Source organism: Achromobacter sp. MYb9 (assembly GCF_002975275.1).
Taxonomy (GTDB): domain Bacteria; phylum Pseudomonadota; class Gammaproteobacteria; order Burkholderiales; family Burkholderiaceae_B; genus Achromobacter.
Genome location: NZ_PCOQ01000003.1, coordinates 26,610 through 53,059 on the forward strand (window position 1 = coordinate 26,610; position 26,450 = coordinate 53,059).

At 66.3% G+C, this 26,450-nt stretch carries 23 protein-coding genes; 5 read left to right on the forward strand and 18 right to left on the reverse strand.

Going from position 1 to position 26,450, the window contains the following annotated elements:
* Positions 1–13 precede the first annotated feature (13 nt).
* Genes CQ050_RS06585 through CQ050_RS06595 form a run of 3 tightly spaced genes read left to right on the forward strand, consistent with a single transcriptional unit; the run spans position 14 to position 2,993 of the window.
* On the forward strand, positions 14–1,063 hold the full coding sequence (locus CQ050_RS06585; RefSeq protein ID WP_105556012.1) for a TRAP transporter substrate-binding protein: 1,050 nt from the start codon (positions 14–16) through the stop codon (positions 1,061–1,063).
* Positions 1,064–1,086: 23 nt separating this feature from the next.
* Positions 1,087–1,695 (forward strand): TRAP transporter small permease subunit, encoded by a 609-nt coding sequence (locus tag CQ050_RS06590; RefSeq protein WP_105556013.1) that lies wholly within the window; start codon positions 1,087–1,089, stop codon positions 1,693–1,695.
* Between the two features lie 8 nt (positions 1,696–1,703).
* Positions 1,704–2,993, forward strand: a complete 1,290-nt coding sequence (locus CQ050_RS06595) for a TRAP transporter large permease (protein WP_105556014.1) — start codon at positions 1,704–1,706, stop codon at positions 2,991–2,993.
* Positions 2,994–3,010: 17 nt separating this feature from the next.
* On the opposite strand, the gene CQ050_RS06600 is transcribed toward CQ050_RS06595, so the two are convergent.
* The 3 genes from CQ050_RS06600 to CQ050_RS06610 all read right to left on the reverse strand — a co-directional run bounded on the left by CQ050_RS06600 (position 3,011) and on the right by CQ050_RS06610 (position 6,034).
* Positions 3,011–4,339, reverse strand: coding sequence for an MFS transporter (locus tag CQ050_RS06600; RefSeq protein WP_105556015.1), 1,329 nt, complete (start codon positions 4,337–4,339; stop codon positions 3,011–3,013).
* Between the two features lie 80 nt (positions 4,340–4,419).
* Positions 4,420–5,169, reverse strand: a complete 750-nt coding sequence (locus tag CQ050_RS06605; RefSeq protein WP_105556016.1) for an SDR family NAD(P)-dependent oxidoreductase — start codon at positions 5,167–5,169, stop codon at positions 4,420–4,422.
* Positions 5,170–5,188: 19 nt separating this feature from the next.
* Positions 5,189–6,034 carry a fumarylacetoacetate hydrolase family protein gene (locus CQ050_RS06610; RefSeq protein WP_105556017.1) on the reverse strand — a complete coding sequence of 282 codons (846 nt, stop codon included), beginning with the start codon at positions 6,032–6,034 and terminating at the stop codon, positions 5,189–5,191.
* 110 nt (positions 6,035–6,144) lie between these two features.
* Between CQ050_RS06610 and CQ050_RS06615 the strand changes: the two genes are divergently transcribed.
* Positions 6,145–7,134: a LysR substrate-binding domain-containing protein gene (locus CQ050_RS06615; RefSeq protein ID WP_105556018.1), complete on the forward strand. Its 990-nt coding sequence runs from the start codon at positions 6,145–6,147 to the stop codon at positions 7,132–7,134.
* Between the two features lie 56 nt (positions 7,135–7,190).
* Here CQ050_RS06615 and CQ050_RS06620 read toward each other — a convergent pair whose 3' ends face one another.
* From CQ050_RS06620 to CQ050_RS06665, 10 genes are all read right to left on the reverse strand, one after another.
* Positions 7,191–9,608 carry a TonB-dependent receptor gene (locus CQ050_RS06620; RefSeq protein ID WP_233213836.1) on the reverse strand — a complete coding sequence of 806 codons (2,418 nt, stop codon included), beginning with the start codon at positions 9,606–9,608 and terminating at the stop codon, positions 7,191–7,193.
* Between the two features lie 198 nt (positions 9,609–9,806).
* Positions 9,807–10,832, reverse strand: coding sequence for a FecR family protein (locus CQ050_RS06625; protein ID WP_105556019.1), 1,026 nt, complete (start codon positions 10,830–10,832; stop codon positions 9,807–9,809).
* The gene (locus tag CQ050_RS06630) at positions 10,819–11,319 is read right to left on the reverse strand and encodes an RNA polymerase sigma factor (RefSeq protein ID WP_158266036.1); all 501 of its coding nucleotides are present in this window, start codon (positions 11,317–11,319) and stop codon (positions 10,819–10,821) included. The genes CQ050_RS06625 and CQ050_RS06630 overlap by 14 nt, the downstream gene beginning before the upstream one ends.
* 197 nt (positions 11,320–11,516) lie before the next feature.
* Positions 11,517–12,287 (reverse strand): enoyl-CoA hydratase/isomerase family protein, encoded by a 771-nt coding sequence (locus CQ050_RS06635; RefSeq protein WP_105556021.1) that lies wholly within the window; start codon positions 12,285–12,287, stop codon positions 11,517–11,519.
* Between the two features lie 10 nt (positions 12,288–12,297).
* Complete coding sequence (locus CQ050_RS06640) at positions 12,298–13,446, reverse strand: hypothetical protein (protein ID WP_105556022.1); 1,149 nt, start codon at positions 13,444–13,446, stop codon at positions 12,298–12,300.
* Entirely contained in the window at positions 13,443–14,639 is a 1,197-nt protein-coding gene (locus CQ050_RS06645; protein ID WP_105556023.1) for a CaiB/BaiF CoA-transferase family protein, read from the reverse strand. The genes CQ050_RS06640 and CQ050_RS06645 overlap by 4 nt, the downstream gene beginning before the upstream one ends.
* Positions 14,640–14,669: 30 nt before the next feature.
* Positions 14,670–15,431, reverse strand: coding sequence for an SDR family NAD(P)-dependent oxidoreductase (locus CQ050_RS06650; RefSeq protein WP_105556024.1), 762 nt, complete (start codon positions 15,429–15,431; stop codon positions 14,670–14,672).
* A complete protein-coding gene (locus CQ050_RS06655) occupies positions 15,428–16,606 on the reverse strand; it encodes an aldose 1-epimerase family protein (protein WP_105556025.1) in 1,179 nt (392 codons plus the stop codon). Before CQ050_RS06655 ends, CQ050_RS06650 begins: the two co-directional genes overlap by 4 nt.
* Before the next feature lie 124 nt (positions 16,607–16,730).
* Entirely contained in the window at positions 16,731–17,645 is a 915-nt protein-coding gene (locus CQ050_RS06660) for a sugar phosphate isomerase/epimerase (RefSeq protein ID WP_105556026.1), read from the reverse strand.
* Between the two features lie 31 nt (positions 17,646–17,676).
* Positions 17,677–18,768, reverse strand: coding sequence for a Gfo/Idh/MocA family protein (locus CQ050_RS06665; protein ID WP_105556027.1), 1,092 nt, complete (start codon positions 18,766–18,768; stop codon positions 17,677–17,679).
* 226 nt (positions 18,769–18,994) lie between these two features.
* On the opposite strand from CQ050_RS06665, the gene CQ050_RS06670 reads away from it, so the two are divergent.
* Positions 18,995–20,047, forward strand: coding sequence for a LacI family DNA-binding transcriptional regulator (locus CQ050_RS06670; protein ID WP_105556028.1), 1,053 nt, complete (start codon positions 18,995–18,997; stop codon positions 20,045–20,047).
* A 187-nt stretch (positions 20,048–20,234) separates the two neighbouring features.
* On the opposite strand, the gene CQ050_RS06675 is transcribed toward CQ050_RS06670, so the two are convergent.
* The 5 genes from CQ050_RS06675 to CQ050_RS06695 are packed head-to-tail and all read right to left on the reverse strand — an operon-like array spanning position 20,235 to position 26,449.
* Positions 20,235–21,344, reverse strand: coding sequence for an FAD-binding oxidoreductase (locus CQ050_RS06675; protein WP_105556029.1), 1,110 nt, complete (start codon positions 21,342–21,344; stop codon positions 20,235–20,237).
* Positions 21,341–22,726: an NAD(P)/FAD-dependent oxidoreductase gene (locus CQ050_RS06680; protein WP_105556030.1), complete on the reverse strand. Its 1,386-nt coding sequence runs from the start codon at positions 22,724–22,726 to the stop codon at positions 21,341–21,343. Before CQ050_RS06680 ends, CQ050_RS06675 begins: the two co-directional genes overlap by 4 nt.
* Complete coding sequence (locus tag CQ050_RS06685) at positions 22,723–23,019, reverse strand: (2Fe-2S)-binding protein (RefSeq protein ID WP_105556031.1); 297 nt, start codon at positions 23,017–23,019, stop codon at positions 22,723–22,725. Before CQ050_RS06685 ends, CQ050_RS06680 begins: the two co-directional genes overlap by 4 nt.
* Positions 23,016–24,719, reverse strand: a complete 1,704-nt coding sequence (locus CQ050_RS06690; protein WP_105556032.1) for a thiamine pyrophosphate-dependent enzyme — start codon at positions 24,717–24,719, stop codon at positions 23,016–23,018. Before CQ050_RS06690 ends, CQ050_RS06685 begins: the two co-directional genes overlap by 4 nt.
* Positions 24,716–26,449: a hydantoinase B/oxoprolinase family protein gene (locus CQ050_RS06695; protein ID WP_105556033.1), complete on the reverse strand. Its 1,734-nt coding sequence runs from the start codon at positions 26,447–26,449 to the stop codon at positions 24,716–24,718. The genes CQ050_RS06690 and CQ050_RS06695 overlap by 4 nt, the downstream gene beginning before the upstream one ends.
* Between the last annotated feature and the right edge of the window lies 1 nt (position 26,450).

The following is a 26,450-nucleotide window of genomic DNA, read 5'->3' on the forward strand; positions in this document are numbered from 1 at the left end:
GCAAGGGGAAAAAATGAAACACAGGACCATGGCGACGCTGCTGGCGGCCGTCACGATGGCGGCCGTCCCGATGGCGGCGATGTCGCAGGAGATGCCGGACGTGCATTTCAAGGTGATTGGCGGCGGCAGCCACAACTACACGTTTTCGGCAGTGGAAAAGCCCTTCTGGGAAAAGACATTGCCCGAGGCCTCGGGCGGCCACGTCACGGCCGAACTGGCCGGCTTGTCCGAAGTCGGCTTGAAAGGCCCGGAAATCCTGCGCCTGATGCGTCGCAACGCGCTGGACGTGGGGATGGGCGTGTTCGCTTTTGTCAGCGGCGACGACGCGATGCTGGAGGGCGTGGACCTGCCCGGCATGGCGCCGGACATCGCGACGGCGCGCAGGATGGTGCGGTCGTACCGTCCCGCGCTGGCGGCCCGCATGCGCGACCACCACGGCGTTCACCTGCTGGCCACGGTGCCGTATACCGCCCAGGTGTTCTTTTGCCGGGAGCCCGTCAATCACCTTGAAGACCTGAAAGGCCGCAAGATCCGCACGCGCGGCCGCAACATGGCGGACTTCGTCAGTGCCCTGGGCGGTTCTCCCGTGACCATCGCCTTTGCCGAGGTGATCCCGGCCTTGCAGACGGGCGTGGTGGATTGCGCGGTATCCGGCATCGGTTCGGGCAACGCGGCCAAGTGGTACGACGTGGCCAAGCATCTGTACAACCTGCCCATCGACTGGTCCATCGGCTTTTACGCCATGGGCGAGCAACGCTGGCAACGGCTGGATCCTGAAGTGCAACGGCTGCTGCAGCAGCAGGCCGACGTGCTGGAGGCACGGTTGTGGGACGAAACGGCTCGCGAGAACGCCTATGCGCTGGCTTGCAACAGCGGGCAGGGCGAATGCCGTATCCATACGCCGGCGGACATGCGGGCCACGCAGCCCAATGATGCCGAGCGCGAACAACTGCGCGCCGTGGCGTCGCAAGTGGCGGGCCAGTGGGGCAAGCGCTGCGGTGCCGCGTGCGCCGGCGCGTGGAGCGAATCGGTGGGACAGGCCTTGAAGGTGACGCTGCCATGACCCCCCGCAAACAAGGAGATTCCATGGTATCGACTTCCCCCACCGCCGTGCGCGCGCTGGAACGCGTCGCCCGCGTCGGCGCCTGGATTGGCGGGCTGGGCCTGTTGGCCGCATCCTGGTTGATCGTCATCGACCTGGCCGCGCGCAAGCTGGCCGGCACGTCATTGGGCGGCGCCGACGAGATCGCCGGCTATGTGCTGGCCGTGGCCAGCGCCTGGGCGTTCCCGCTGACGCTGCTGCGCCGCTCGCATATCCGCGTGGACGTGTTGTACACGCGGTTGTCGCCGCGCGCCCGCGTGGCGCTGGACTGCTTTGCGCTGGCCTGCCTGGGCGTCTTCGTCGGCCTGTTGACGTTCCATGCGTGGGGCGTGCTGGCCGACTCCATCCATTTCGGGTCTGTGTCGAACACGCCTTTGCAGGTGCCGCAATGGATACCGCAATCGCTGTGGTTCGCCGGCTATGCGTTCTTCCTGCTTACGGTGGTGGTGTTGGGCGCCTGCGCACTGGGGCCGGTCGCGGCGGGACGCTGGCAGGCCGTGAGCGGGCTGATCGGCATTCATACGCTGGATGAAGAAATCCAGGCAGAAACGCAATCGGCCGATCCGTCGGCCCGCCCGAAAACCGGAAGCTAGGACGCCATATGCTTACCTTGACGATTTCCATGCTGCTCGGCCTCCTGGCGCTGAGCGTGACCGCCGCCGCCACCGTCGGCCTGCTTGGCGTGACTTTGGCCGAAGGCTATTCCCCGCTGTCGCTGGTCAACGCCATGGGCGAACTGGCTTGGGGTTCCAGTTCCGAGTTCCTGCTGGTCGCCATTCCCCTCTACGTGCTGATGGGCGAGTTGCTGGTCAGTTCGGGCGTGGCCGGCCAGATGTACGGCGCGGTGTCCAAGTGGGTCTCGTGGCTGCCGGGGGGGCTGATGAACGCCAACATCGGCGCATCGGCCTTGTTCTCGGCCACCAGCGGCTCCAGCGTCGCCACGGCGGCGACGATCTCCACGCTGGCCCTTCCCGAGCAGCGCAAGGCGGGTTACAACGCGCCGCTGTTCCTGGGGTCCATCGCCGCGGGCGGCACGCTGGGCATCCTGATTCCGCCCTCGATCAACATGATCGTCTATGCGCTCATCGCCAATGTGTCAGTGCCCAAGCTCTACCTGGCCGCGACCTTGCCCGGGCTGCTGCTGTTGGTGCTGTTCATCACCGTGATCGGGGGCCTGTGCCTGTGGCGGCCGGCCCTGGCGGGCGGCCGGCAGTCCGTGAGCTGGGCCGAACGCCTCGCTGTCTTGCCGCACCTGCTACCGCCGCTGGCGATCTTCGCGCTGGTCATCGGCGTCATCTATGGCGGAATCGCCACCGCCAGCGAATCCGCGGCGCTGGGCGTGGTCGCGGCCATGCTGCTGTGCCTGGCGAAGGGCGCGCTCAGCTGGGCCATGCTGGGGCGCGCATTTGAGGCGACGCTGCGCACGACGGGCATGATCATCCTGATCACGCTGTCGGCGTTCTTCCTGAACTTCGTGCTGTCGTCCATCGGCATGACCACGATGCTGGTGGACGCGGTGCAGGGGCTGGATCTGCCGCCGCTGGGCATGATGCTGGCGATCATCGCGTTCTACATCCTGCTCGGTTGCTTCATGGACACCTTGGCGATGCTGGTGACCACGGCGCCGCTGACCGTGCCGATCGTGGTGGCGCTGGGTTATGACCCGGTATGGTTCGGCATCATGCTCATCGTGCTGTGCGAAATGGGCCAGTTGACGCCACCCTTTGGCATGAACCTGTTCGTGGTGCACAGCGTGCGGGGCGAAGGCAGGTTCATGGACGTGGTGGTGGGAGTGCTGCCATTCCTGGTGGCGTTGTTGGCGATGATCGCGTTGCTGCTGGCCGTGCCCGGACTGGCGATGTGGTTGCCGGGCGCGATGTCGGGGAAGTGAGGCAGGGCGCTGCTTGCCTAGGCCGGGTCGGCTGAAAGCCGCTTGGGCAGTCCCCACGCGATCAATGCGAAGGCGATCACGCAGGCCGCCGATATTGCGTACAGCCCGAGCGTCGCGCTTCCCGTGGCGTCGCGGACTTTGCCGACCATGTACGGGCTGATGATGCCGCCCAATTGTCCGATCGAATTGATCAGCGCGATGCCTGCCGCCGCGGCCATGCCGGCCAGAAAGCGCTGCGGAAACACCCAGAAGAGCCCGATCGCGGAAATGATTCCGGTTGCGGCGACGGTCAGGCCGATCAGCAGCGCGACGGTGTTGTCGCTGTACAGGCCGCAGATGGCGTAGCCGGCGGCGCCGGCCAGCGTGGTCAGCGCAAGATGCCAGCGCCGTTCCCCCGTGCGGTCCGAGTTCTTGCCCAGCAGGATCATGACCACGCCCGCCACCATATAAGGCAGCGCGGAGATCAGGCCGATGGTGAAGGTGTCCTGGGTGCCCGCCGTCTTGATCAATTGCGGCATCCAGAAGACCAGACCATAGATGCCGGCGGCTAGGCACATGTAGATAAGCGACAGGGTGTAGGTGGCGGGTTCGCGCAAGGCGGCGCCGAAATGGTGGGTCTCGGCCGCCTTGGCGTCCTGGTCCACTTTGCGCGACCAGTACTGCTTTTCGGCCGGCGAAAGCCACTTGGCGTGGTCGATTTCGTCGTCCAGGTGGCGCCAAACGATCAGGCCCAGCACCACGGCCGGCAGGCCTTCGAGGATAAACAGCCATTGCCATCCGGGCAGACCGTGGGCGCCGTCCATGAATTTCATGATGCCGCCGGAGATGGGCCCGCCGATGATTCCGCAGAACGCGATGCCGGACATGAATATGGTGTTGATCCGGGCCCGGCGGTCCGCGGGAAACCATTTGGTGAAGAAGTACAGCGCCCCGGGGACGAAGCCGGCCTCCAGCGCGCCCACCAGGAAGCGAATCACGTAGAAGCCCATCTCGTTGGTCACGAAGACGGTGCAGGCCGACGCGATGCCCCACGTCACCATGATCCGCATGATCCAGAGGCGCGCGCCCACGCGGTGCAGGATCATGTTGCTGGGGACTTCGAACAACAGATAGCCGATGAAAAAGACGCTGGCACCCAGGCCGTAGACGGCGTCGCTGAAGCCCAGGTCGCTTTGCATCTGCAGCTTGGCGAAGCTGATGTTGACGCGGTCCAGGTAAGCGATGACCCAGCAGATCACCAGCAGCGGGATGAACCGCCAAAAGACCTTCGAGTAGATGGCGACGTCTTGCGCGGCGTTGGCCGCGCCGTCGCCAGGCGCCTTGTCGATCGACGCTGTATAGCTCATGCTTGTCTCCGTTATTTATGTTTATGCTGACGCTGCGAAACCAGCCGCCACCGGCTGCGGCTGGTTCGGTCCATCGGTGTCTAGTAGGTGGCGCGGCCTCCGGAAAGATCGAAGACCGCGCCAGTGGTGAACGAGTTCTCTTCCGATACCAGCCAGGCGACCATCGATGCGATTTCGGCGACATCGACGAAACGGCCGCGTGGAATCTTCGACAGCATGTAATCGATATGCTGTTGCGACATCTGGTCGAAGATCCGGGTCTTGGCGGCGGCCGGCGTGATCGCATTGACGGCGATGTTCTTGCCCGCCGTCTCTTTTCCCAGGCTCTTGGTGAAGGCGATGACCGCGGCTTTCGAGGCGCTGTAGGCGGCGGCATTGGGATTGCCTTCCTTGCCCGCAATGGACGCCACGTTGACGATGCGGCCATAGTTGCGCGCGATCATGCCTGCCACGATGACCTTGTTCACGTTGAACGTGCCATTCAGGTTGATGTCGATGACCTTGTTCCACTCGTCGGCGCCATAGTCCGTCACCGGCGCGTTGACGCCGGCGATGCCGGCGCTGTTGACCAGCACGGACACCGGGCCGGCCCGCTCCGCCGTTTGCGTCGCCGCGGCTTCGACCGATCGCAGGTCCGTGATGTCCGCCTGCACGCCGAAGACCGCTTTGCCGTTCAGTGCCTGCACCGCTTCCGCGAGCGCGGCGGGATCCTTGTCCCAGATCGCGACCTTCGCGCCGCCGGCCAAGAGCCGCTCGACGACGGCATAACCTATGCCTTGCGCGCCGCCCGTCACCACGGCCGACTGGCCGCTGAAGTCATAGTGGTTCATTCCGGTTTCCTTAGCCGCATCAAGCGGAAACGACGCGTTGTTGCTGCACGCCCAGGCCCTCGACGCCCAGGCGCATGGTCTGGCCGGCGCGCAGGTAGACCGGATGCGGTTTCTGGCCCATTCCCACCCCCGGCGGCGTGCCGGTCGAGATGACGTCGCCGGGGTGTAGCGTCATGAATCGGCTCAGGTAGGCGATGATGCTGGGGACGGAGAAAATCATGGTTTCCGTGCTGCCGTCCTGGTAGCGCTTGCCGTCCACTTCGAGCCAGAGGCGCAGTTTGTGGGGATCGGGCACCTCGTCCCGCGTCACCAGCCAGGGGCCGGTGGGGCCGAAGGTGTCGCATCCCTTGCCTTTGTCCCAGGTGCCGCCGCGCTCGATCTGGTAGGCCCTTTCAGAAACGTCGTTGATGACGCAATAGCCGGCGACATGCTCTAGCGCCTGTTCTTCGTCGATGTACGACGCGGTCTTCCCGATGACCACGCCCAGCTCCACTTCCCAATCGGTTTTTTCGGCGCCGCGCGGAATCCGCACGTCGTCATTCGGGCCGACAACGGCCGACAGCCATTTGCTGAAAACCACGGGCTCTTCCGGAATCGGCATGTTCGATTCCGCCGCATGGTCCGCGTAATTCAGCCCGATGCAGACGAACTTGCCTATGTTCGCGACGCAAGCGCCCAGCCGGACGCCGGCGTCAACGGCGGGCAGGCGCGTGATGTCGGCCGCTTTCAATTGTGCGAGGCCGTCGCCCGCGAGAAAGCGGCCATCGATATCGGACGTAATGCCGGAGAGGTCGCGGATAATGCCGTCGGCGTCCAGGACGCCGGGTTTCTCAAAGCCGATCGGACCGTAGCGAAGCAACTTCATAATGCAGATTCCAATAGAAGAATTTAGGCAGGACTCTCGTCAGGAGTGGCCCAGTCTACGTCCGCGAACGCTGCTATTCTCATGAGAGTTAAGACGAGGTCATCGACGCAATGTCATCTCCGGATTTACCCTCGATATCCACCCTGCACGCGTTCAGCTCGCGGCTCAAGTTCCGGCAACTTCGCCTATTGATCGCCATTGACGACCTGGGGTCCGTGCATCGGGCGGCGGAGATGCTGCACATGACCCAGCCCGGGGTCAGCAAGTCGCTGCGCGAGATCGAAGACATTTTCGGCACCAGCCTGTTCGTGCGCTCCACCCAGGGACTGGCCCCCAATGAGCTGGGGCGCAGCGCCATTCGCCATGCCCGGCTCATGCACGCCAGCCTTAGCCACATGCGTGACGAGCTGGACGCGATCAGCCGGGGCCAGGGCCGCCGGATCGCCGTCGGCACCATCGCGGGAGGCCTGGCGGCCGTGCTCGCCGATGCCCTGCTGGATTTCCGGCAAGCCATGCCCGAGGTCAATATCGATCTGTTCGAGGACACTAGCGCCAACCTGCTCGAACGCTTGCAGAGTGGCAGCATTGATCTGGCGGTGTGCCGCACGTCGGTCGCCGTCCAGCCTGAGCTGTTCGACTTTGAATGGTTGTGGGACGAGACGGTGGGCGTGGCCGTGGGCATACGCCATCCCCTGCTGCGGGAACGTGATATCACGTTGGAGCGGGCGGCGCGCTATCCGTGGGTTCTATTTCCCGGCCATATGCCGCTGCGCACCTTGCTCGAACGCGAACTCGACGCCAAGGGCGTGCAGCTGACCGAAGGCACGATCGAGACGTCCTCGACGTTCGCGACGGCGTTGCTGCTTGCGAAGAGCCAGCAGCTTGTTGCGCTGTTCTCTTCCGAAACCATCGATTATTTTGCCGGGCATGCGGCCCTGCGTCTGCTGCCGTTCAACGTGGAGTCGACCGCGGAGCCCTACGGCATCGTGACGCGCAAAGGCGCGCAGCTATCCCGTTCGCTGCAGGCGTTCAAGGAACACCTGCAGCGGTCCTCCCGGGAAAAGAATGCGCGGCGCGTGGACGCCCATCCGGCCGGATAGGCCGCGGGTGGCGTTTCCGTTCGAATGCCGCCACCTGCGTACTGGAGGCTACCGGATCAATAGTTGATCGAGGCCGAGAGCATATACGTCCTTCCCGCCGCGTTCGTCACGAACGATCCGGAAGCCAGCCAGTACTTCTTGTCGGCGACGTTCTCGACGTTGGCGCGGAAGACCACCTCCTTGCCGGCGATCGTGGTGACGTAACGGGCGCCGAGGTCGAAGCGGGTGTAGCCCGGCAGGCGCAGCGTATTGGTGTTGTTGAGGTAGACGGACGACGTGCGGATGGCGCGGCCGTTCAGGCTCAGCCCCTGCACCCACGGCGTGTCCCAATCCAGGCCCAGGTTATAGGTGCTGGCCGGCACGCCGGCGGGCCGGTTGCCCTGGCTTACGCCGCCCGGGGTCTTGGTGAGTTCGCTGTTGATGAAGGCCGCGCTTGCCATCAGGCGCAGGCCGGGAACGAGTTCGCCGTAGCCCGTCAGTTCCAGGCCGCGGTTGCGCTGTTCACCAAAGTAGCCGTAGACGTTGTTGTCGTCGGCCTGGCCGGCCGGGCGCGCAATCTGGAACAGCGCAAGCGTGGTGGTGATGTTGCCGTCCCAATCCACCTTGACGCCGGCTTCGTATTGCTTGGACTTGTACGGCGCCAGCACGGCGCCCCGGTTTTCGTAGGTGTCGCCCACGATCGTGCCGCGCGTCAGGCCTTGGGCCAGGTTGGCGTAGACCGACACATTTTGCAGCGGCTTGACGACGATGCCGCCGACGGGCGAGTTGGCGCTGGAACGGTAGCCGCTGGTGCGCGCGCCCGTGGTGGTGTTGAAGCTATCGACTTCAACCCGTTGGTGGCGGACGCCCGCCGTCAGCAGAATGCGATCGTCGATGAAAGACAGCGTGTCGACAATGGCGAAGCTGGTCAGCGTGGTGTCCGACGCCTTTTGCGGGGTGAGGCGCACGGCGGGGCCGTCGGGGATGTCGACCGGATCATAGATATTGGAAGCCACAATGGCCGACCCCGTCGAATAGGCGTTGCCCGCTTCTTGCTTCAGGTAGGTGGCGCCCAGTGCCAGGCGGTGCTTGATGCCGCCGGTGCTGAAGCGGGCCGTCAAGCCGGCGTCGCCGCTGCTCGTCTTCGAATACGAGTCGTAGTACGTCGTCATGACGTTGAAGTTGCCGTCCTGGTCCACCGACTGGCGCACGCCGGACGGGCTGACGGTAACCGGGAAGATCTGCCGCACCTTGCCGTCGCGATACCCCGCCGCGATGTGGCCGGTGAGGTTGTCGGTGAAGTCATATTCCAGGCGCGACATGATGGTGCTGTCGCGTTGCGACAGACGGGTGCCAGGGTAGAAGTTGATGTCGCCATCCGGCGGCGAGGGCAGTTCCGTCACGTTGGCCTGCCAGCCGATCTGCGAGCGGAAGTTCTCGATCACGTCTTCCTGGTGGATGGCGTCGGCCGACCAGCGCAGGCGCGCGCCGCGATAGTCGATACCCAAGGCGCCCATGTCCAGGCCTTGCTTACCGTCCTTCAACGTGGCTTCACCGCCGCGCTTGACGCCATTGAAGCGCAGGCCCCAGGCATTGTCTTCGCCAAAGCGGCGGCCCAGGTCAAGCTGGCCGGTGAAGTTGGCCTTGCTGGCATAGCCCAGCGTGGCGCGCGCCAGCGGTTCGTCGTCGGCGCGCTTGGTCACCACGTTGATGGCGCCGCCGATGCTGCCGTTGGGCGGAATGCCGCGCATGAAGGCGCCGGGGCCCTTCAGCACTTCCACCCGCTCCAGGATCTGCACCGGCACGCGGCTGGACGACACCAGGCCATACAGGCCGTTGACGCTGACGTCGCCGCTGCCCACGGCAAAGCCGCGGATCTGGAAGTCTTCACCAAAGCCACCGGCCGACGTCAGCGTGCGGACCGAGGCGTCGTTGACGACCACGTCCGCCAACGTGCGGGCCTGTTGGTCGTACAGCAATTCAGAGGTGTAGTTGACCGTGCTGAACGGCGAGTCCATCACGTCTTCAGAACCCAGCAGACCCAGGCTGCCGCCCGTGGCAAGCTGCCCGCCCGCGTAGGGCGGGGCAAGTTCGCCCAGAATGCCGGCGGTGACCGTCACGGCTTCCAGTTGCACCGTGCCGCCCGTGGGCTCGGCGCGCGACAAGGTCACGTTGTTGCCATTGCGCGAGTACTGGATGCCGGTGCCCTGCAGCAGTTGGCGCAGGGCTTCTTCGGGCGACAGGCTGCCGGAGATCGCACGCGCGTTTTGGCCGGCAAGCACGTCCTGGGAGTAGAAGATCTGCAAAGACGTCTGCGAGCCCAGCTGCAACAGCGCGTCGCCCAGCGGCTGCGCCGGGATGTTGACGCTGACTGGCGCCTCCTGGGCGTGGGCGGCGGGCGCCATGCCGAAGGTGAGCGACACCGAGAAGGCAAGCGCGCTGAGAACGGCGCGCGGCGGAACGCGCGAAGCAGGTCGGGCAGATGCGGTAGTCAAGATCGGTCGCTCAGTGGGCGGCGCATGCGAGGCGCACAGGTTTCGAAAGGAGGTGGGCGGGAATGCCCGGGGCGAGGCCGCCCCTTCCTTTCTAGACGCACGAGCAGGGTGATTCCCGGAATGGGAATCACTATTATTGTGTAACAGAATTGTTACGGTCCGCGTAACCCGCATCGGCGGGACGAGGGCACAAGCCGCTTAGCGCGCGACGACGCGTATCCGGCCGTCCTGCAGGCGATCCAGCGACACGGGCGCGATGGCGGGCAGGGCGTCGATCATGGCCTGCGGGTCGTCCACACTGAAAATGCCGGAAACGCGGTGCTGGCCGAGTTCGGGCGCGTCCAGGCTCGCGGGCCGCATCAGGTAGCGGTTCATCTCGCTGATGACCGTGGCCAAAGACACATTGTTGAAGATGATCTTGCCGCGCTGCCAGGCGGTCAGGTTCTCGATGTTGACCTGCGCGATCTCGCTCAATGTGCTGTCCGCGTAGGCAATGGCTTGTTGGCCCGCGGCCAGGTGGCGTGCGCTCTGATGCCACCAGGGGCCGGATTCCAGCCGCACGGAGCCCGATTCGACGCTAACCTGCAAGGCCTCGCTGTCGCGTCGCACGTTGAAGCGGGTGCCCGTCACGGTGACCTGTCCCAAGCCGCCCACCACCACGAAGGGCCGTGACGCATCGTGCCGGACTTCGAAGAAGGCCTCGCCGTGCGCCAGCTCCACTCGGCGTTCGCCGGCGCCGAAGTGGGTGGCCAGGCGGGTGTCGCCGTTCAGGTGCAGCGTGGATCCGTCCGGCAGGGCGACCTGCCGCCGTTCGCCCTTACGGGTGGAATAAGTGACCAGGTTTTCGTTGCCGTCGAAGACGTATGGCGCGGCCAGGATGGCCGCCATGACCGGCAGCGAACAGGCTGCCGCCATTCCGAGCCCGAAGCGCCGCCGCGACATCGGCGGCGGCCTGGACGCCGCCAGCGACTCATGCATCAGGTCGCGCAGGCGCGCCTGGGGTACGGACAGCACGGCCTCCCATTGGGAGGCCAGCCTGCGATACTCGTGCTCGTGGGCGGGATTGGCGCGGCACCAGGCTGCAAATGCCTGTTGGTCCGATTCCGTGGCTTCGCCGGAATGCAGGCGGGCGAACCAATGGGCCGCGTCGCGCGGAGGATCGAGCTCATCGGCGTCGCGGCTATGCGGGCGCTTGTCGGCAGGGCCGGAATTAGAGAGGGGCATGGTGATGCAGCCGATCGTTGATGTGACGCACGGAGCGAGTCATGTATTTTTCCACCATGCTGCGCGAGAGACCCATTTCCTGCGCGATCTCGGTGTGCGTCCAGCCTTCCAGCCGGCACCGGAGGTAGACGTGCCGGCACTTGGGCGGCAGGTCTTCAAGCGCGCGGACCAGTTCGTCGGCCAGTTGCTGGAATCGGATGCCATTATCGGCCGGGGGCGTCGCGGGATGGTCGCCGCTAGGCACGTCGTCCAGTGAAGTGATGTCCAGCGTGTTGACGTGCCGATGCCAGCTGACCAGGCGGTTGGAGGTGCCGCGGGACATATACGCGCGCGGGTCATAGATGGCGGTGACGTCGCCTTCCAGCATGCCGAGCACCGTGTCGTGCATGGCGTCTTGGCCATTCTCGTGCCCCCGCCCGCGCCATTTGCCTATCATCTCCACGTAATGGGCGAGCCAGTCTTTCCTGGCCTTGGGACGGTGGGGCATGAGAAAACGCTTGGTTAAGATAGAATAGTTATTGATTCTAATATGTATTCTCATAGCTGTGCGACAGCGGCAGTCTGAAGCGGTCATTTGCGCCGTTACGTTCAAGGTTCGCATCCGTGGCCGGAACCTGGCGTTCGCTATAACGCAGTCTGCCTGACAATGCACCGACCGCGCGTCGAATAAGCCTGCCCCGCCCGTCAGCGCCGCTCGAACTTCGGCGCGCGCTTTTCTTCGAACGCCTTCCGGCCTTCCTTGGCGTCGGCGGTGGCAAAGCAGATCGCCTGCAGATCGCGTTCGTATTCCACGGCCTTTTCCAGCGGCATCGACAGCGCGGCGCGCAGATTGACGCGTGCCGTTTCGGCCGCGATCGGCGCGCGCGAGGCGATGGTGGCGGCAAGCGCTTGCGCGCGTTCGCGCAACTGCTCCTGCGGCACCACCTCGCTTACCAGGCCCCAGGCCAGTGCCTGCTCGGCGCGGATGGGGTCGCCGGTCAGCACCATCAGTGCGGCGTTGCTCGGGCCGACCGCATGGACGAGCTGCGCCGTCATGCCGCCGCCGCCAATCCAGCCCAGCTTGATCTCGGGCGCGCCCAGGCGCGCGTTGTCGGAGGCGATGCGGATATCGCAGGCCAACGCCATTTCCAGGCCGCCGCCGAAGGTATAGCCGTTGATCGCCGCCACCGTGGGCTTCTTCAACATGCGCACGCAGTCGCAGTAGTCAAGCCGATTGCGAAAATCCCAGGGGGTGGCGTAGCGGTCAAGCTCGGTAATGTCCGAGCCAGCGCAGAAGGCCTTGGAGCCGGCGCCGGTCAGGATCACCGCGCGCACCTGCGAGTCGGTGTTGCATTGCTGCACCGCCGCGATCAGCAGGTCGGCCATCTCGGGCGTCATCGCGTTCAGCTTCTCGGGACGATTGAGTTCGATGATGGCGACATGGCCATCGATACTGAGATTGACGAGTGCGCTCACGTCGAAATCCTTATGTTGCGGTGTGCTTGGGGGCGCCGGTCAGGCTGGCCTGGAAACGCTGGGTCAGGCCGCGCGCCATGGAGTGGGAAGATGCGCGGGCGGCGACGCCGTCACGCAGGAATTGCGAGGCCTCGGCCTGGAAGGCGATGTAGCCATCGTGCCGGGGCCGGATCGAGGCAGCTTCAAGCGTGCGGGCCGTGTTGGCATAGAAGTTGCCGCTGGCCGCATTCACGGTCGCATCGGCCCAGCTGCCGCGATGGCTTGGCTGCCCTTCGTGCTGCGGGATGAAGCGGCTTTGGGTATCGGCCGCGAGCAACCACAGTAGATGCGCGCGCAGCTCCGGCCCCACGATGCAGCGCCGTGATATCGCAATGCCGGTGCCACCGAGGATCGAGCCGGGCCGGCCCGCTTCAGCCTCGGGCGCGTCGCGGAACGTAAGCGGTTTCGCCACCGCAGAGGTGGCGTAGTTCACATAGCCATAGACCAGCGGGCACAGCGCGATGTCGTCGCGCGCGCTCATGTGGCCAAGCAGCGCGATCGGGTTGTAGGCCAGGGCGTGCGCGGGCGTGAGCCGCGCCAATTCGCCAAGCACGTCGCACGCGTCGGCAAGCGTCGCCTCGTCGTGCCAGGCGCCATGTGGGCGCAGGTCGGTATCGGGCGCGATGGCCGCCGCGATTGACAGCAGCGACAGGAACGGGTGCGGACCGCCCCAACTGAGCGCGACCGCGCCGCTGCGTTGCGACAGCGTCAGCACCTCGCGCCAGGTGCGCGGCACGGGGCCGTCGAGCCGATCGGCGCGCGTGGCCATGACCTGCGTGGCGGCGTCCAGCGGCAGCGCCCATTGGCGGTCGGCCATGCGATAGCTGTCGTACGACAGCCCGATGCTATCCTGCGCGATCCGCGCCAGTTCGTCGGGCGCGAACACGGTATCGAGCGGCTGTAGGCAATCGTGCGCCAGGGCCTCCCCCAGATGGGGGTGATCCAGCACCACCAGGTCATAGCGGGCGCAGAGTTCGGCGATGGGCGCCGATTCGAAGCCTTCGAGCGACTGCTTGTCCCAGTGCACAAGCGGCGTGTGCGCGGTGGCGGCGTGCAAGGCGTTAAAGCCGCGCGGGTGGTCCCAGGTAAGGCCGCGGTAGGGCAGGGCGGGCTCGCTCATTCCGAGACGCCACGCAGCACTGCGCCCGAGGCCGCATGCGCGGCGATTTCGTCGGCGCTGAAGCCAAAATCACGCAGCACTTCGTCGGTGTGTTGGCCGGTGAGCGGTGCGCCGCGCACCACCTGGCTTGGTGTCTTGGAAAAGCGGATCGGAAAACCCGGTGTCTTGATCCGGCCTTCGGTCGGATGCTCGTATTCGACGAAGGTGCCGTTGTGGGCGATCTGTGGATCTTCGACCAGATCGGCGTATCCATAGACGGGGCTGCACCAGATGCCGGCGGCATCGAGCTTGGCGAACCAATCGGCCGTCGAGGCCTTGGCAAGCGTGTCGCGCACCAGCGCATAGATCTCGTCGCGCTTCTCCCAACCGTCGCGCTCGTCGGTGTACTCCGCCAGGCGCGGCTCTTCAGTCACGCGCGCCAGCACGTTCATGTCGGGCATGGCAAGCGCCAGATAGCCGTCGCTTGTCGCGAAGGTGCCATAGGGCGCGCGGATGTACACGTGGGCATGCGGCTCGGCACTGCGCACCTGCGGCTTGTGCCCCACGGTGTAGACCGAGAGCTCCTGCATCTGGATCGTGGTGATCGCATCCAGCATGTTGACCTCGACCTTCTGGCCTTCGCCGGTACGCTCGCGGTGCAGCAGGGCGGCCAGCACGCCTTCGAAGGCGCAGTACGCGGTGACGGCGTCGACCACATACTGGCCTGCCGCGCGTGGCGCTTCGCCCGCACGGCCCGACGACAGCATGGCGCCCGACATCGCCTGCAACAGCAGGTCCTGACCCGGGCGTGTGGCATAGGGGCCGTCTTCGCCGAAGCCCGACATCGATACATAGATCAGGCGCGGGTTCAGCGCCGACAGGGTCTCGTAGTCAACACCCAGACGGCCGGCGACACCTGGACGGTAGTTCTGGATAAACACGTCGGCCTGCGCCGCGAGCTTCTGGATGATCTCCTTGCCGCCGGCGCTCTTCAGATCGATCGCCAGCGAACGCTTGTTGCGGTTCAGCGAGAGAAAGGACACGTTGATCTTGTTGCCGGTGATGCCGCCGGCTGGCGCGTGCCGCTGCCATTCGCCGGTGGGCGGTTCGATCTTGATCACGTCGGCGCCCAGGTCGCCCAGGCGCTGCGCCGCGAAAGGCCCCGCCATGGCGATGGAGCAGTCCAGAACCTTGTAGCCAGAAAGAATACTCATGCTTCTACCCTTTGCGTGCGCCGATGCGCCTCAATGCATGACCCAGCCGCCGTCAACTGCCAGCGTCTGTCCGGAAATGAAACCCGCCTCGTCCGAGGCAAGGAAAACGATGGCCGCGGCGATGTCGCCTGCGTGCCCGCGGCGCTTCACCGACTGGCGTTCGAGCACCATGCGGTTGTAGCCCTCGGGATCGGGATGGATCTTCTCGGCGTCGGTGGGAAACGCGCCCGGCGAAATGGCGTTGACCGTGATGCCCCACTTGCCGAACTCGCGGGCGAATGCGCGCGTGGCGCCCACCATCGCGCCCTTGGATTGCACGTAGGGCAGCAGGTTTTCCCAGCCGCCGGACAGCGTGATCGACGAGATGTTGATCACCCGGCCCCATTGCTGTTCGCGCATGCCGGGCAGCGCCGCGCGGACGATCTGAATCGCCGCCTCGACGTTCACGCGGTGCACGCGCGCCAGCTCTGCGTCGCTGTATTCCTCGAACGGGCGCGAGGGGTAGATCGCCGCGTTGTTGATGACCACATCGATCGGGCCCTGGGCGGTTAGCTGCTCAAGGTGCGATTGCAGCGCGCTGGCGTCGGCCAGATCGACCTGCAAGATGTGAAGCTGGTCGGAAAACCGCGCGGGCACGGTGCTGCGCAAGCGATCGATATGCCCGGCGTGGTTGTCCAGCGCGATCACGCTTGCGCCCGCTTCCAGCAGCGCAAGCGTGGTGTCCACACCGAAGCCGCCCGCCGCGCCCGTGTACAAAACGCGGCGGCCTTGCAATGAGAAGCGCGCGTTCATGTGCGCCCCGCGATGGGCGCGAAGCGCCCCGACAACGGCGGATAATCGGCGTCGGGCTGCACCGCGATTGCGCGGATGCGTGCTTCGCATGCCGCGATATCGGCGGGCGAGCCCAGCACGCTGAACGTGGTGTCGTAGCGGCGCTCTTCCCCATGTTCCAGCCAGATGAGCTCGTTGCGCTCACGCGCCGCGCCCTGGCCCAGCACATGGTTGGTCGACGGCTCGATGCCCATCGCATACTGGCCCGATTGCAGGTTCTGCCATTGATACTGGCAAGGGAATTGATGCTTGAAGGTGCTGACTTGCATGCCCAGCCCCAGCTTATCGTTTACCAGGGCCACCGGGACGCTGCCGTCGGCGGCGGCGGCCATCTCGTGCTGCCACACCTGCTCATGAAAGCCCAACTGCGGGGCCGGCATGCGGCGGTAGCCCACGCCCTGCTTGCGGTAGTCTTGCTCGTGCGCGGCCCACACCACATCGCGGATCGGCGCCAGATAGCGCGAGTCGGCGTCCAGCACCGGATAGCCCAGGTTGATGTGATAGCAAAGCATGTGCGGCGTGCGGTAGAAGCCGCGATTCACCACGCGATCCGACAGTTTGATGTCGTTGGTGCCCACCTCGATCTCGATGCGGCGGTGCAGCTCCAGGTGTTCGCCGAACACGGTGCCCTGGCTTACGATTCCCTCTGCCCACAGCACGCAGCGATCGCCGTCCCAGCGTTCGCCGTAGCCGGTCAGGCGCGCCGGAATGGTGCCCACGCGGCCATGGATGGACTGCTTGGCGGTCTTGCGCGGGCCGTACACGTAGTTGTCGGCCGGTGCGTCGTACATGAACAGAATGTGGTCCAGTCCGCAGGTGATCATGAGGCCCGAGAACGAGCGCATCCAGCCCAGTCCGCCTTCACCTTCGTAGTCATGCAGGCCGGGATGGCGAAAGCCCGACGGCGACTGCCATCCCATGGCAAAACCGCGGTATTCGCAATCGGCGATGTCCATCGCGCGATCCACCAGCACCGTGAAACGCAGGCCCGTGCCGCTGCGGAACTCCAGCATGCGGATACCGCGCTCCAGCCCGTCGTCCAGCGTCATCAGGCGTACGCCGGCAAACTGCGCAAGCTGCCCGGTGCGCGCTTCCACGTCGCGGCGCGTCATCCAGGTTCCGTAAATGTCAGGCATGAATTCTCCCTGGCAAAGGCGCGGATGCGCGTTTGCCGGTGTCGGTGTTCAGAATCGTGTTCGCAGGCGCGCCGCAGGCCTTGTGCAATGTGCCTCGCGGTGCGCCTCTGTTGCGCCAGGCGGCCTACAGGCCGTTCGCGCGCAGCCGCTCGTCCAGGAATGTCTTGGCGCGCGGCACGTCGTCTTCGGTCAGGTGTTCGATGATGATGGGAATGTTGGGGTGCTTCTTCGCCAGGCGCTGCAGGTAAAGGTCGTAGTTCAGCGCGCCCAGGCCCGGTGCCGGCAGCTCGATCTCGCCCACGCCACGGAAGGTATGGCTCTCGGCCGCGCCATCGTCACCAATGTCGCTGTGCTTTTCCGACTTGTCATCGCCCGAACGCTTCACGTCCTTGGCATGCGCGATGCAGATCTTGTCGGAAAGCGCGTCGAACACCTGATTCAGCGTGCGGTCCATCTGGTCGATGTTGTGCGCTTCGAAGTAGTTCGTCGGGTCCATCAAGAGGCCCAGGCCAGGGTGATCCACCTCGGCGAACATGCGCAGCGTTTCCTCGACCGATCCCACCACGTTGTTCACGTAGGTCTCAAGCAGGAACACCGCGCCATGGTCATAGGCATGTTGCGACAGCTCGGCGATCACCGCGCGGCACTGGTCCCAGCCTTCCTCGGTCTTGTTCCTGGGGTGATGCACCCAGTCGCTGTCGGTGGCGAACGTGCCGGTTTCCGAGATGACGTAAGGCGAACCCAATTGGCGCGCGTGCGTGAGGATCTCTTTGAGATAGCCGTTGCGGCGTTGGCGCTCGGCGGGGTCGGGATGAACGATATTGGTATAGGCCGAGATGCAGGACACCGGCAGGTTGTAGTGGCGGAAGGTGTCGCGGATCTGTGTGCATTTCTGCGCGGTCAGCTGCCCCGGGCCGAGCTCCATGTCCTTGAAATGCAGGTCCAGCTGCACGGTGTTGAAGCCGTGTGAGCGGATCACCTTGGCGGTGCGCTCCAGCTCATAGGGAAAGTAGCCCGAGAAGATTCCGGTCTGGATCATGATGGTTGTCTCCGTCTGTTTTTCTGTCTGGTTATTCAACAGCCGGCAGCCGTACTGTGCGGCCTTCGGCGATGGACGTATACGCGGCCTCGACCAGCGCCATCGTGCGTACGTTGTCGGTCACGCTCAACGCAGGCTCGGTACCGCTGGCCAGCGCGTACTGCAACTGCTCCATTACGCCGATGAAGGCATGCGGAAACCACATCGTGTCCCACGTGGGAGTGACCCAGCGCCCGTCGGTATGGCCCTGGGCCGCGCGCGAGGCATAGCTCAGGGTCGACGGCTCGCCGGTGGGCCAGCCGATGGTGCCGCGCGCGACGCCATCGGTGCCTTCCACGCGCCAGCGGATGTGCTGGTCGTCGGGGTATCCCTCGGCCCGCGGGCCCGACCACACATCTTCGAGCGACAGCGCAAGCAGGCCGTTGCCAAAGCGCAGCGTGGTGCTGACCAGTCCATCCTGATGCGCGAACTCGGTGCGTGGATCGGGGCGGGTGATGCTGGTGATCTCGGTGGGCTCGCCAAACAGATAACGCAGGGCATCAAGGTGATGCACGCTCATGTTCGAGAGCGTCAGCCGGTCATAGCCGCGCAAAAAGTCCTGCCAGTGCGGGATCGCGTGCATGTCGATCTGCGCGAACACCGGTGTGCCCAGCACGCCCTGGTCCAGCAGCTGTTTGAGCGTGCGCATCGATTGGTCGTAGCGCATGTTCTGGTTTACCGACAGGATCTTGCCGGCGGCCCGCGCCTCGTCGCGCAAGGCGCGGGCTTCGTCCAGCGAGAGGGCAAGCGGCTTCTGCGCCAGCACGCCACGCACGTGCGGGGCGCGCAATGCGGCGCGTATCAGCTCGGGCTGCTGGTCGGGCGGATACGCGATGTCCACGATTTCGATCTGCGGATCGGCGATCAGGGCCAGGGGATCCTCATGCACCTGCGGGATGCCGTAGCGTTCGGCGATGGCGGCCGCTTTGCTGCGGGTACGCGACGCGATCGCCGCCACCGTGAAGCCGGCCTGCTGGTAAGCCGCCAGATGGCATTCGGCCATGATCATGCCGGCGCCGATGCAGCCGATGCGAAAGCGCCGTTCCCGAACGGGCGGGTCGGGCACCAGGGTAGGGTGCGACATGTGCTCCTCCTGCCGGCTGGGTATGCACTGTCGACTGCCTGGCATCCTGCCGTGCGGTGTTTGATGTTATTGAGCCGCGATAATCACATCAAAACAATCAGGGGTAAAGACGGATGGCGTTTCCAGGGCGGAAACGTTACTTTTTTGATCCTGAATGATTGCAAATGATGGGTTATGATGGTCTCGCTACCATCGTCCTGATGGTGTCTTGAGAGCCTTGTCCCGCATGCGCCCCACCATTTCCCTCATTGCCCGTGAAGCCGGCATGTCGACCGCCACCGTGGACCGGGTGCTGAACGACCGCGACGGCGTGCGCGGCAAGACACGCGACCGCGTGCTGGCAATCGCCAATCGCCTTGGCTACTTCGTCCATGGCGCCGATGCCGCAAGCCGGGACGTGCGGGTCGATTTCGTTTTACCCGCCGGCACCAACAGCTTCATGACCGCATTGGGCCAGCACCTGCTTGAAGAAGCCGCCACCCGCCCCGATGTGCGGGCACGCCTGCATCTGATCGAGGGATTCGACGCCAATAAGCTCGCGCAAAAGCTCTACGAGCTGCGCGACCAGACGCAGGCCGTTGGCCTGGTCGGGCTGGACCATCCACAAGTGCGCGACGCCATCATGGCGCTGCGCGACAGCGGCGTGCATGTGAGCACCCTGGTGTCGGACATCCCGATCTCGGCGCGCCTGGGTTACGTGGGTATCGACAACCGCGCCGCGGGCCGCCTGGCCGCGCTGTTGCTGGGCCGGTTTCTGCCACAGCACACGGAACGAAAGGTCGCGGTGTTCGTAGGGTCGCTGGCGTATCGGGGCCACGAAGAGCGCGAGATGGGCTTTCGCTCGCTGCTGAGCGAAGAGTTTCCGCACCTGCGCATCGCACACATTCTGGAAATCGGCGACGACCGCGACCGCGCCTTTGCCGTCACGCAGGATCTGCTGCGCAAAGAGCCGCCGCACGCGATTTACAACATCGGCGCCGGCAATCAAGGCATCGCGCGGGCGCTGAAAGAGGCGCGGCCGGCTGAGGCCTGGGCAAACGAGGCTCGGTCAAGCAAGGCCGCGTCCGCCCATCGCATTGTCTTCGTGGGCCACGACCTCACCGAAGCCACGCGCCGCCTGTTGCTCGATCGCACCATGGACGCCGTGATCGACCAGAACCCGCGCGTCGAGGCGCGCGAGATCGTCAAGCTGCTGGTGGCGGCCGTGAAGGGCGCGCCCGAACCCAGCTATCTGCCGCGGCTTCAGGTCATCTTTCGGGAAAATATTCCGGAGCCGTGATGGCATGGCGACGGCGCCCAAGCCAAGCACTTTGCGGCGCGCACCTTGGCCCAGAGGGCCGCGGCAACCTCCCAACCTCTAGCAGCGGCTCAAGCTTTGTCATTCAATGGCGCCTCTTGGCCGCTGGCAGTGGTTCGTCAACCGGTTTTAGCGCCGCCTTGCGCGGGATCGACTCACTACACTTCTTCTAGCGGGTCCATCTCGTGGGGGAAAAGCGATCCGCCATCAAAAGGCGGCCTCGGTCCAATGCCATGTCGGCAAGGGTCTCGCCCACTGCCGGCGCGATCTGGAAGCCTCCCCCAGAGAAGCCGAAGGCGTGTAGAAGGCGCGGCACCCTGGCGCTGAAACCGATGACGGGATTCTTGTCGGGAAAGTAGCCTTCGATGCCGGACCAGCAGCGGATGATGCTGGCGCGGGCAAGGACCGGCAGGATAGCGGGGGCGGTGCGGCCAAGCTCGGCCAGGGCTGCAGGGCCAGGGCGGCTGCGGTCGCCCGGCAGGGCGTGCCCGTAGCCGCCGCCCATGACGAAATTGCCGCGCGCCACTTGCCTTGCGTAAAAGCCCCCGCCCTCGACGCCCAGCGAAACGCCGATCTGTCGCGTTAGGGGTTCGGTGACGAGCATGGTGGGATATTTGACCTGCAACGGTAAGACGTCGCCGAACCAGCCGGCGACGACGGCGCCCCATGCGCCGGCGGCATTGATCACCGTGCCCGCCCGGATCTGGCGGCCATCCGCGGCAGTCAGCAGGAAGTCGCCGGCCTGGGTGTCGGCGTGGGCGATGGCGCAGTCCTCGAGCAGCAGGGCGCCAGCACGCGCGGCGGCGTGGGCGAAAGCCGGCGCGATCAGGCGGGGGTTGGCCTGGCCGTCCTCTGGGCAGAGCGAGCCGCCGACGATGTCGGGCGCAAGGGCCGGAAAACGCCGGCGCAGCGCCGCGCGATCCAGGATATCGAGGCCCAGGTCGAAGTCGCGGACCTTATCGCGATAGGCGACGAGCTTGTCCAGGTCCGCCTGCGAGCGGGCAAGCTTGAGGTGTCCGGTGCGCACATATTCCGCGTCGGTGCCGATCAATTCGGGAAGCCTTGCCCAGATGCCGTGCGCGCGCTGGGCAAGGTAGAGCTGTTCGATGTTGCGGCCCTGGCGGCGCACGCCGCCGAAGTTGACGCCACTGGCGCGCGCGCCGCACAGGCCGCGTTCGATCAGGACGGTGGCGATGCCGGCGCGCCGCAAGGCAAGTGCCGCGCTGGCCCCGACCAGGCCGGCGCCGATGACGGCGACGTCGGTGTGCAACAGGGTCATGACGGATCCTTGCCCAGGACGGCGAATGGCAGCGGTTTGACGGGCGCCTGTCCTCGCATCCGGCCAACGGCCGACAGTGGAATCCGCCGGCAGTCCGCCAGCAGTTCGGCGGCGCCACTCTGGCACATGCGGCCCTGGCACAAGCCCATGCCGATGCGGGTCAGAGCCTTGAGGCGGTTGAGGTCATCAACGGCGTATTGCCCTGCGGCGGCGCGCAGTTCGCCGGCGCGCACTTCCTCGCAGCGGCAGACCATGACGCTGTCATCGCAGCCGGCGTCCGTGCCCGGTAACGGGAAGGCGCGGTCCAGCCCTTGCCGGAAGCGTGCCAACGCGGCCTGCCTGCGCGCAAGCCAGCGCAGTCTGGCGGCATCGACGCGGATGCCGCTGTCGGCCAACATGGCAAGCGCGCCACGCTCGCCCGAAAGCTCGGCCAGCATGGCGCCGCCGATGCCCGCGCCGTCGCCGGCCAGGTAGACGCCGGCGACCGTGCTGCGGCCGTCGGCGTCGCGCCGAGGCAGCCAGGCGCGCTGGGCCGCGTCGAAGTCGAAGGCGCAGTCAAGCAGGTCCGCCAGCTGGGTTTCGGCGCGCAGGCCGTGGCCGACCGCCAGCGCGTCGCACGCGAAGTCGCGCTCGGCGCCGCCGATGCGCGCGCGCACGCCTTCGACGCGGGATGTGCCGTGCGTGGCGAGCAGGTTGGCCGAGTGATGCACGGGTACGCCGTGAGCGCGCAACCATCCCAGGTAGTACAGGCCCTTGGCCAGCGTGCCGGGCTGGTTCAGCAGCGCGGGCAACGCGCTTGCCTGCGCGGCCAGGGGCGCGCTGTCCAGCACGGCCTGCACCTGGCCGCCGGCGCGCGCGTACTGATAGGCAACGAGGTACAGCAGCGGGCCGGTGCCCGCGAACACAATGCGCGGCCCTAGCAGGCAATGCTGACCTTTAAGCGCGATCTGGGCGCCGCCCAGCGAGAAGACGCCGGGCAGGGTCCAGCCGGGAAAGGGCAGGACGCGGTCGGTGGCGCCGGTGGCGATCAGAAGGTGCGAGTAGCGCAGCCCATCAAGGTCGCCGTCACGCACCAGATCCAGATGCCCGGGCGTGGCGTTCCAGACGGCCGTCAGGGCGCGGTAATCGGCCTGCCCGCGCAGTTGGGCACCCGCCGCGTGGAGGGCGGCGGCGCGCTTGTGTTCAAAGCCATAGCGTTGGCGCGCGCTGCCGCGCGGCACCAGGCTCTGGCGATAGATCTGACCGCCCGGCAAGGGCGCCTCGTCGATGATGACGGGCCGCACGCCATGACGCAGAAGCGTTTGCGCGGCGCGCACGCCGGCCGGCCCGGCGCCCACCACCACCATCTGCGGCTGGGCGCTGGCCGAAGAGAGCACGTTCATGGGCATTCTCCGGGCAGGGTGTCGACCAGGGCCATACCATCCTCGGCCAAGGTGGAACAGGCGCGCACGCGCTGGCCGCCGGCGAGCTGTACCCAGCAGTCCTGGCAGGCGCCCATCAGGCAGAAGCCCGCGCGCGGCGCGCCCGCGCCCAAGGTGGTGCGCAGCCGGTCGCCGGCCAGCAGCAGCGCGGTCAGCACGGTGTCGCCGGGCTGTGCGGCAATCGGCTGGCCGTTCCAGGTCAGGCGCAGGGCGGGCCCCGCCAGCGGGGCGACGCGGCGCAGCAGGGCAGTCATGCGCGCGGCTCCGTGGCGCCGGCCTTCTCGGCCTGCATCTGCGACAGGGTGCGGTCGGGCAGGATGATGTCGGCGTCGTACACAAGATCCAGGATGGCGGGCAGCCGGCGCTCGCGGGTGTAGGCCAGCGCGGCGTCGTAGGCCGGTGCAAAATCCTCGGTGGACGCGACCCGGCGGCCGAAGGCGCCATAGCTTTGCGCCAGCAGGGCGAAGTCGGGATTGACCAGGGTCGTGGCCAATGCGCGGCCAGGGTAGGCCCGTTCCTGGTGCAACCGGATGGTGCCGTAGAGCCCGTTGTTGAACACCAGGATGACGATGCCCAGCTGATGCTGCACGGCAGTGGCCACTTCCTGCATGGTCATCTGGAAGCAGCCGTCGCCGGCAAAGCAGATGACCGCGGCGTCGCGGTCTTGCAGCTTGGCGGCAATGGCCGCTGGCAGGCCGTAGCCCATGGCGCCCACGGCTGGCGCCAACTGGCTGCCCAGCCCCTTGAAGGCGATGTGTCGATGGGCATAAAGCGCGTAGTTGCCCGCGCCCACGGTGACGCAGGCGCGGGCGGGCAGCGAGGCCGCCACATGGCGGGCGGCCGCGTTCAGGTCGAGCGGGCCGGGGGTGGGCGGCAGCGCCGGCGCCGGCGCCGCGGCATGCAAGCCGCTACGACGCGCCTGCCAGCCGGGCGTGGGCGCGAGTTCCGCAGCGGCCTGGGCAAAGCCGTCGATGCTGGAGGCAATGCCCAGCGCCGGCGTGCTAAGCCGCCCGATCTCGTTGGCGTCGGGGTGGATGTGCACCAGGGTCTGGCGCGGCGTGGGCGAGGCGATCCATTCGTAGTTCAGGGTGGTCGGTTCGCACAAGCGCGTACCCAGCGCGATGACAAGGTCGCTGTCCATGACCACCCGTTTCTGGTGTGCGGGCATGCTGGCGCTGACCTGTCCGACAAAGTTCGGATGGTCATTGTCGAAGAGTTCCAGCCGTCTCCAGGCGGTGGTGACCGGCAGGTCAAAGCGCAGGGCGAAGTCGCGTATCGCCGTGCGTGCGGCGTCCGACCAGCGCGAGCCGCCCAGCAGCAGCAACGGCTTGGCGGCGGTTTCGATCATCTGCCGCAGCCGCTGCATGTCGGTCGGCGTGGGGCAGGCCTGCGGCGTCGCGGGGTGCGCGGCCAGCGGCGCGCTGGTCAGGCAGGCCAGCATGTCCTCGGGCAGCGCCAGCACCACGGGGCCAGGGCGCCCACTGGTGGCAACGGTCCAGGCGCGCGCCACGTATTCCGGGATCCGGTCGGCGCGCTCGATCTGCGCCACCCATTTCGCCAGCGGCGCATACATGGCGCGATAGTCCACTTCCTGGAAGCACTGGCGGTCGGCGGTATCGCCGCCGACCTGGCCGATGAACAGGATCATGGGCGTGGAGTCTTCACGGGCGGTGTGCACGCCGATGGCTGCGTTGGTGGCGCCGGGCCCGCGCGAGACGAAGCAGATGCCGGGCTGGCCCGTCAGCTTGCCGTGCGCCTCGGCCATATAGGCCGCACCGCCCTCCTGGCGGCAGACAATGGATTCCATCGTGTCGCGCCGCGCGTACAGGGCGTCGATGCAGGGCAGGAAGCTCTCGCCGGGCACCATGAAGACCCGGCGCACGCCAAAGGCCTGCAACTGCGCAATCAAGGCTTCGCCGCCGCTGCGTGGCGCGGGCTGTGCGGCGCCGGTCATGCGTTTTCCTGTTGAAGGGCGCGGGCCACGCGCTCGGGCCCGTAGTCGCGCTCGGCGGCCGTGCGGCTTACCTTGCCACCCACGATATCGCGGCGAATATCCGCCAGGCTTCGCTCGGCTGGCACGCCATAACCGCCGCCGCCGGGCGTTTCCAGACGCACCGAGACCCCCGCCGGCAGGCCGTGGCCCGAGATCTTGTTTGGCAGGCGTTTTTCGTCGGCGCGGCCCGGGTTCTGGATCAGGCGCGATGTGCCGCCGGTCAGGCCGCCATCCAGCCCGGCGGCGCCGAACAGCGCCGCGTCGCAACGGATGGTGCAGGCCAGTTGGTCGTGCAGCGAGCGGATCTGGCGCGCGATGCCCATGCCGCCGCGGTACTTGCCCGCGCCGCCCGTGTCGTTGACCAGTGCGTATTCGTCGACCAGCAGGGGGTACTCGATCTCCAGGGCCTCGGCGGGCAGATTGGATGTATTGGTGACGTTGACCTGGATGCCGTCCATGCCGTCGCCACGGGCGCGCCCGCCCGCGCCGCCGCCCAGCGTTTCAAGATAGACGAAGGTGCCCTTGCCGTCGCGCATGGGGCCCGAAAACAGCATCGATGGCATGACGTCGTTGGACGAGGCCATGCCGCGGCCCGGCGGCAGCAACTGGCCAAGGGCGCCGATCACGGTGCCGGCCACGCGCTGCGCGGTGGTCACGCGCGCGCCCACCGCGGCGGGAAACACCGGATTGGTGATCGTGCCCTCGGGCGCGCTGATGGTGATGGGCTGGAACAGGCCGTTGTTGGGCATCAGCTCGGGGTCGAGCATGGCCTTGACGGCAAAGTACACGCTGGCGTTAAGCGCGCTGGCCGGCAGGTTGAAGGCGCCGCGCGCCTGCTTGCCGGTGCCGGTAAAGTCCACGTGCAACTGGCCGTCGCGCGCCTGTACGTTGGCCTGGATCACCACCGGGTCGCCGCCCATGCCGTCGTCGTCCATGCGTTCGGTGAAGGACGCGCTGCCTTCGGGCAACTGGGCGATGCGGTTGCGCAGCCGTCGCTCGGTGTAGCGCAGGATGCCATCGATGGCGGACAACACCGTCTCCAGTCCGGACTGCCGTACCAGTTCCAGCATCAGCCGGGCGCCCTTGTCATTGGTGGCGATCTGCGCCCGGATGTCGTGCATGCGGTTGTCCGGCTCGCGCGTGTTGTGCGCGATCATTTCCAGCAGATCCAGGTCCAGTTCGCCTTGCCGCACGATACGCATGGCCGGCAGGCGGATGCCTTCCTCCCACACGGTCTTCAGGTGATGCGAGGTCGAGCCGGGCACGGCCCCGCCCACGTCCGTGTGATGGCCGATGTTGGCGGCAAAGAAACGCAGCACGCCGTCGCAGAAGATGGGCGATACGACGGTGATGTCCGGCGCGTGGGTGCCTCCGGCCAGATAGGCGTCATTGCACAGGAAAGCGTCGCCGGGGCGGATGCCGGCGACGCCGTAGCGGCGCAGCACGGCGTCGATGCCGCCCGACAAAGAGCCCAGGTGCACCGGCACGTGGGCGGCCTGGGCCACCAGTCGGCCGGCGGCGTCGAACAGCGCCACGGAGCAGTCTTTGCGCTCTTTGATGTTGCTGGAAAAGGACGAGCGGATCAGCGTGTTGCCCATCTCTTCCGTGATGGACAGCAGGCGGTTGCTGAAGACCTCCATCTCGATGGGGTCGAAGGCGTCGGTATCGGCGGCAGTCGGTGCGGTGGTCATG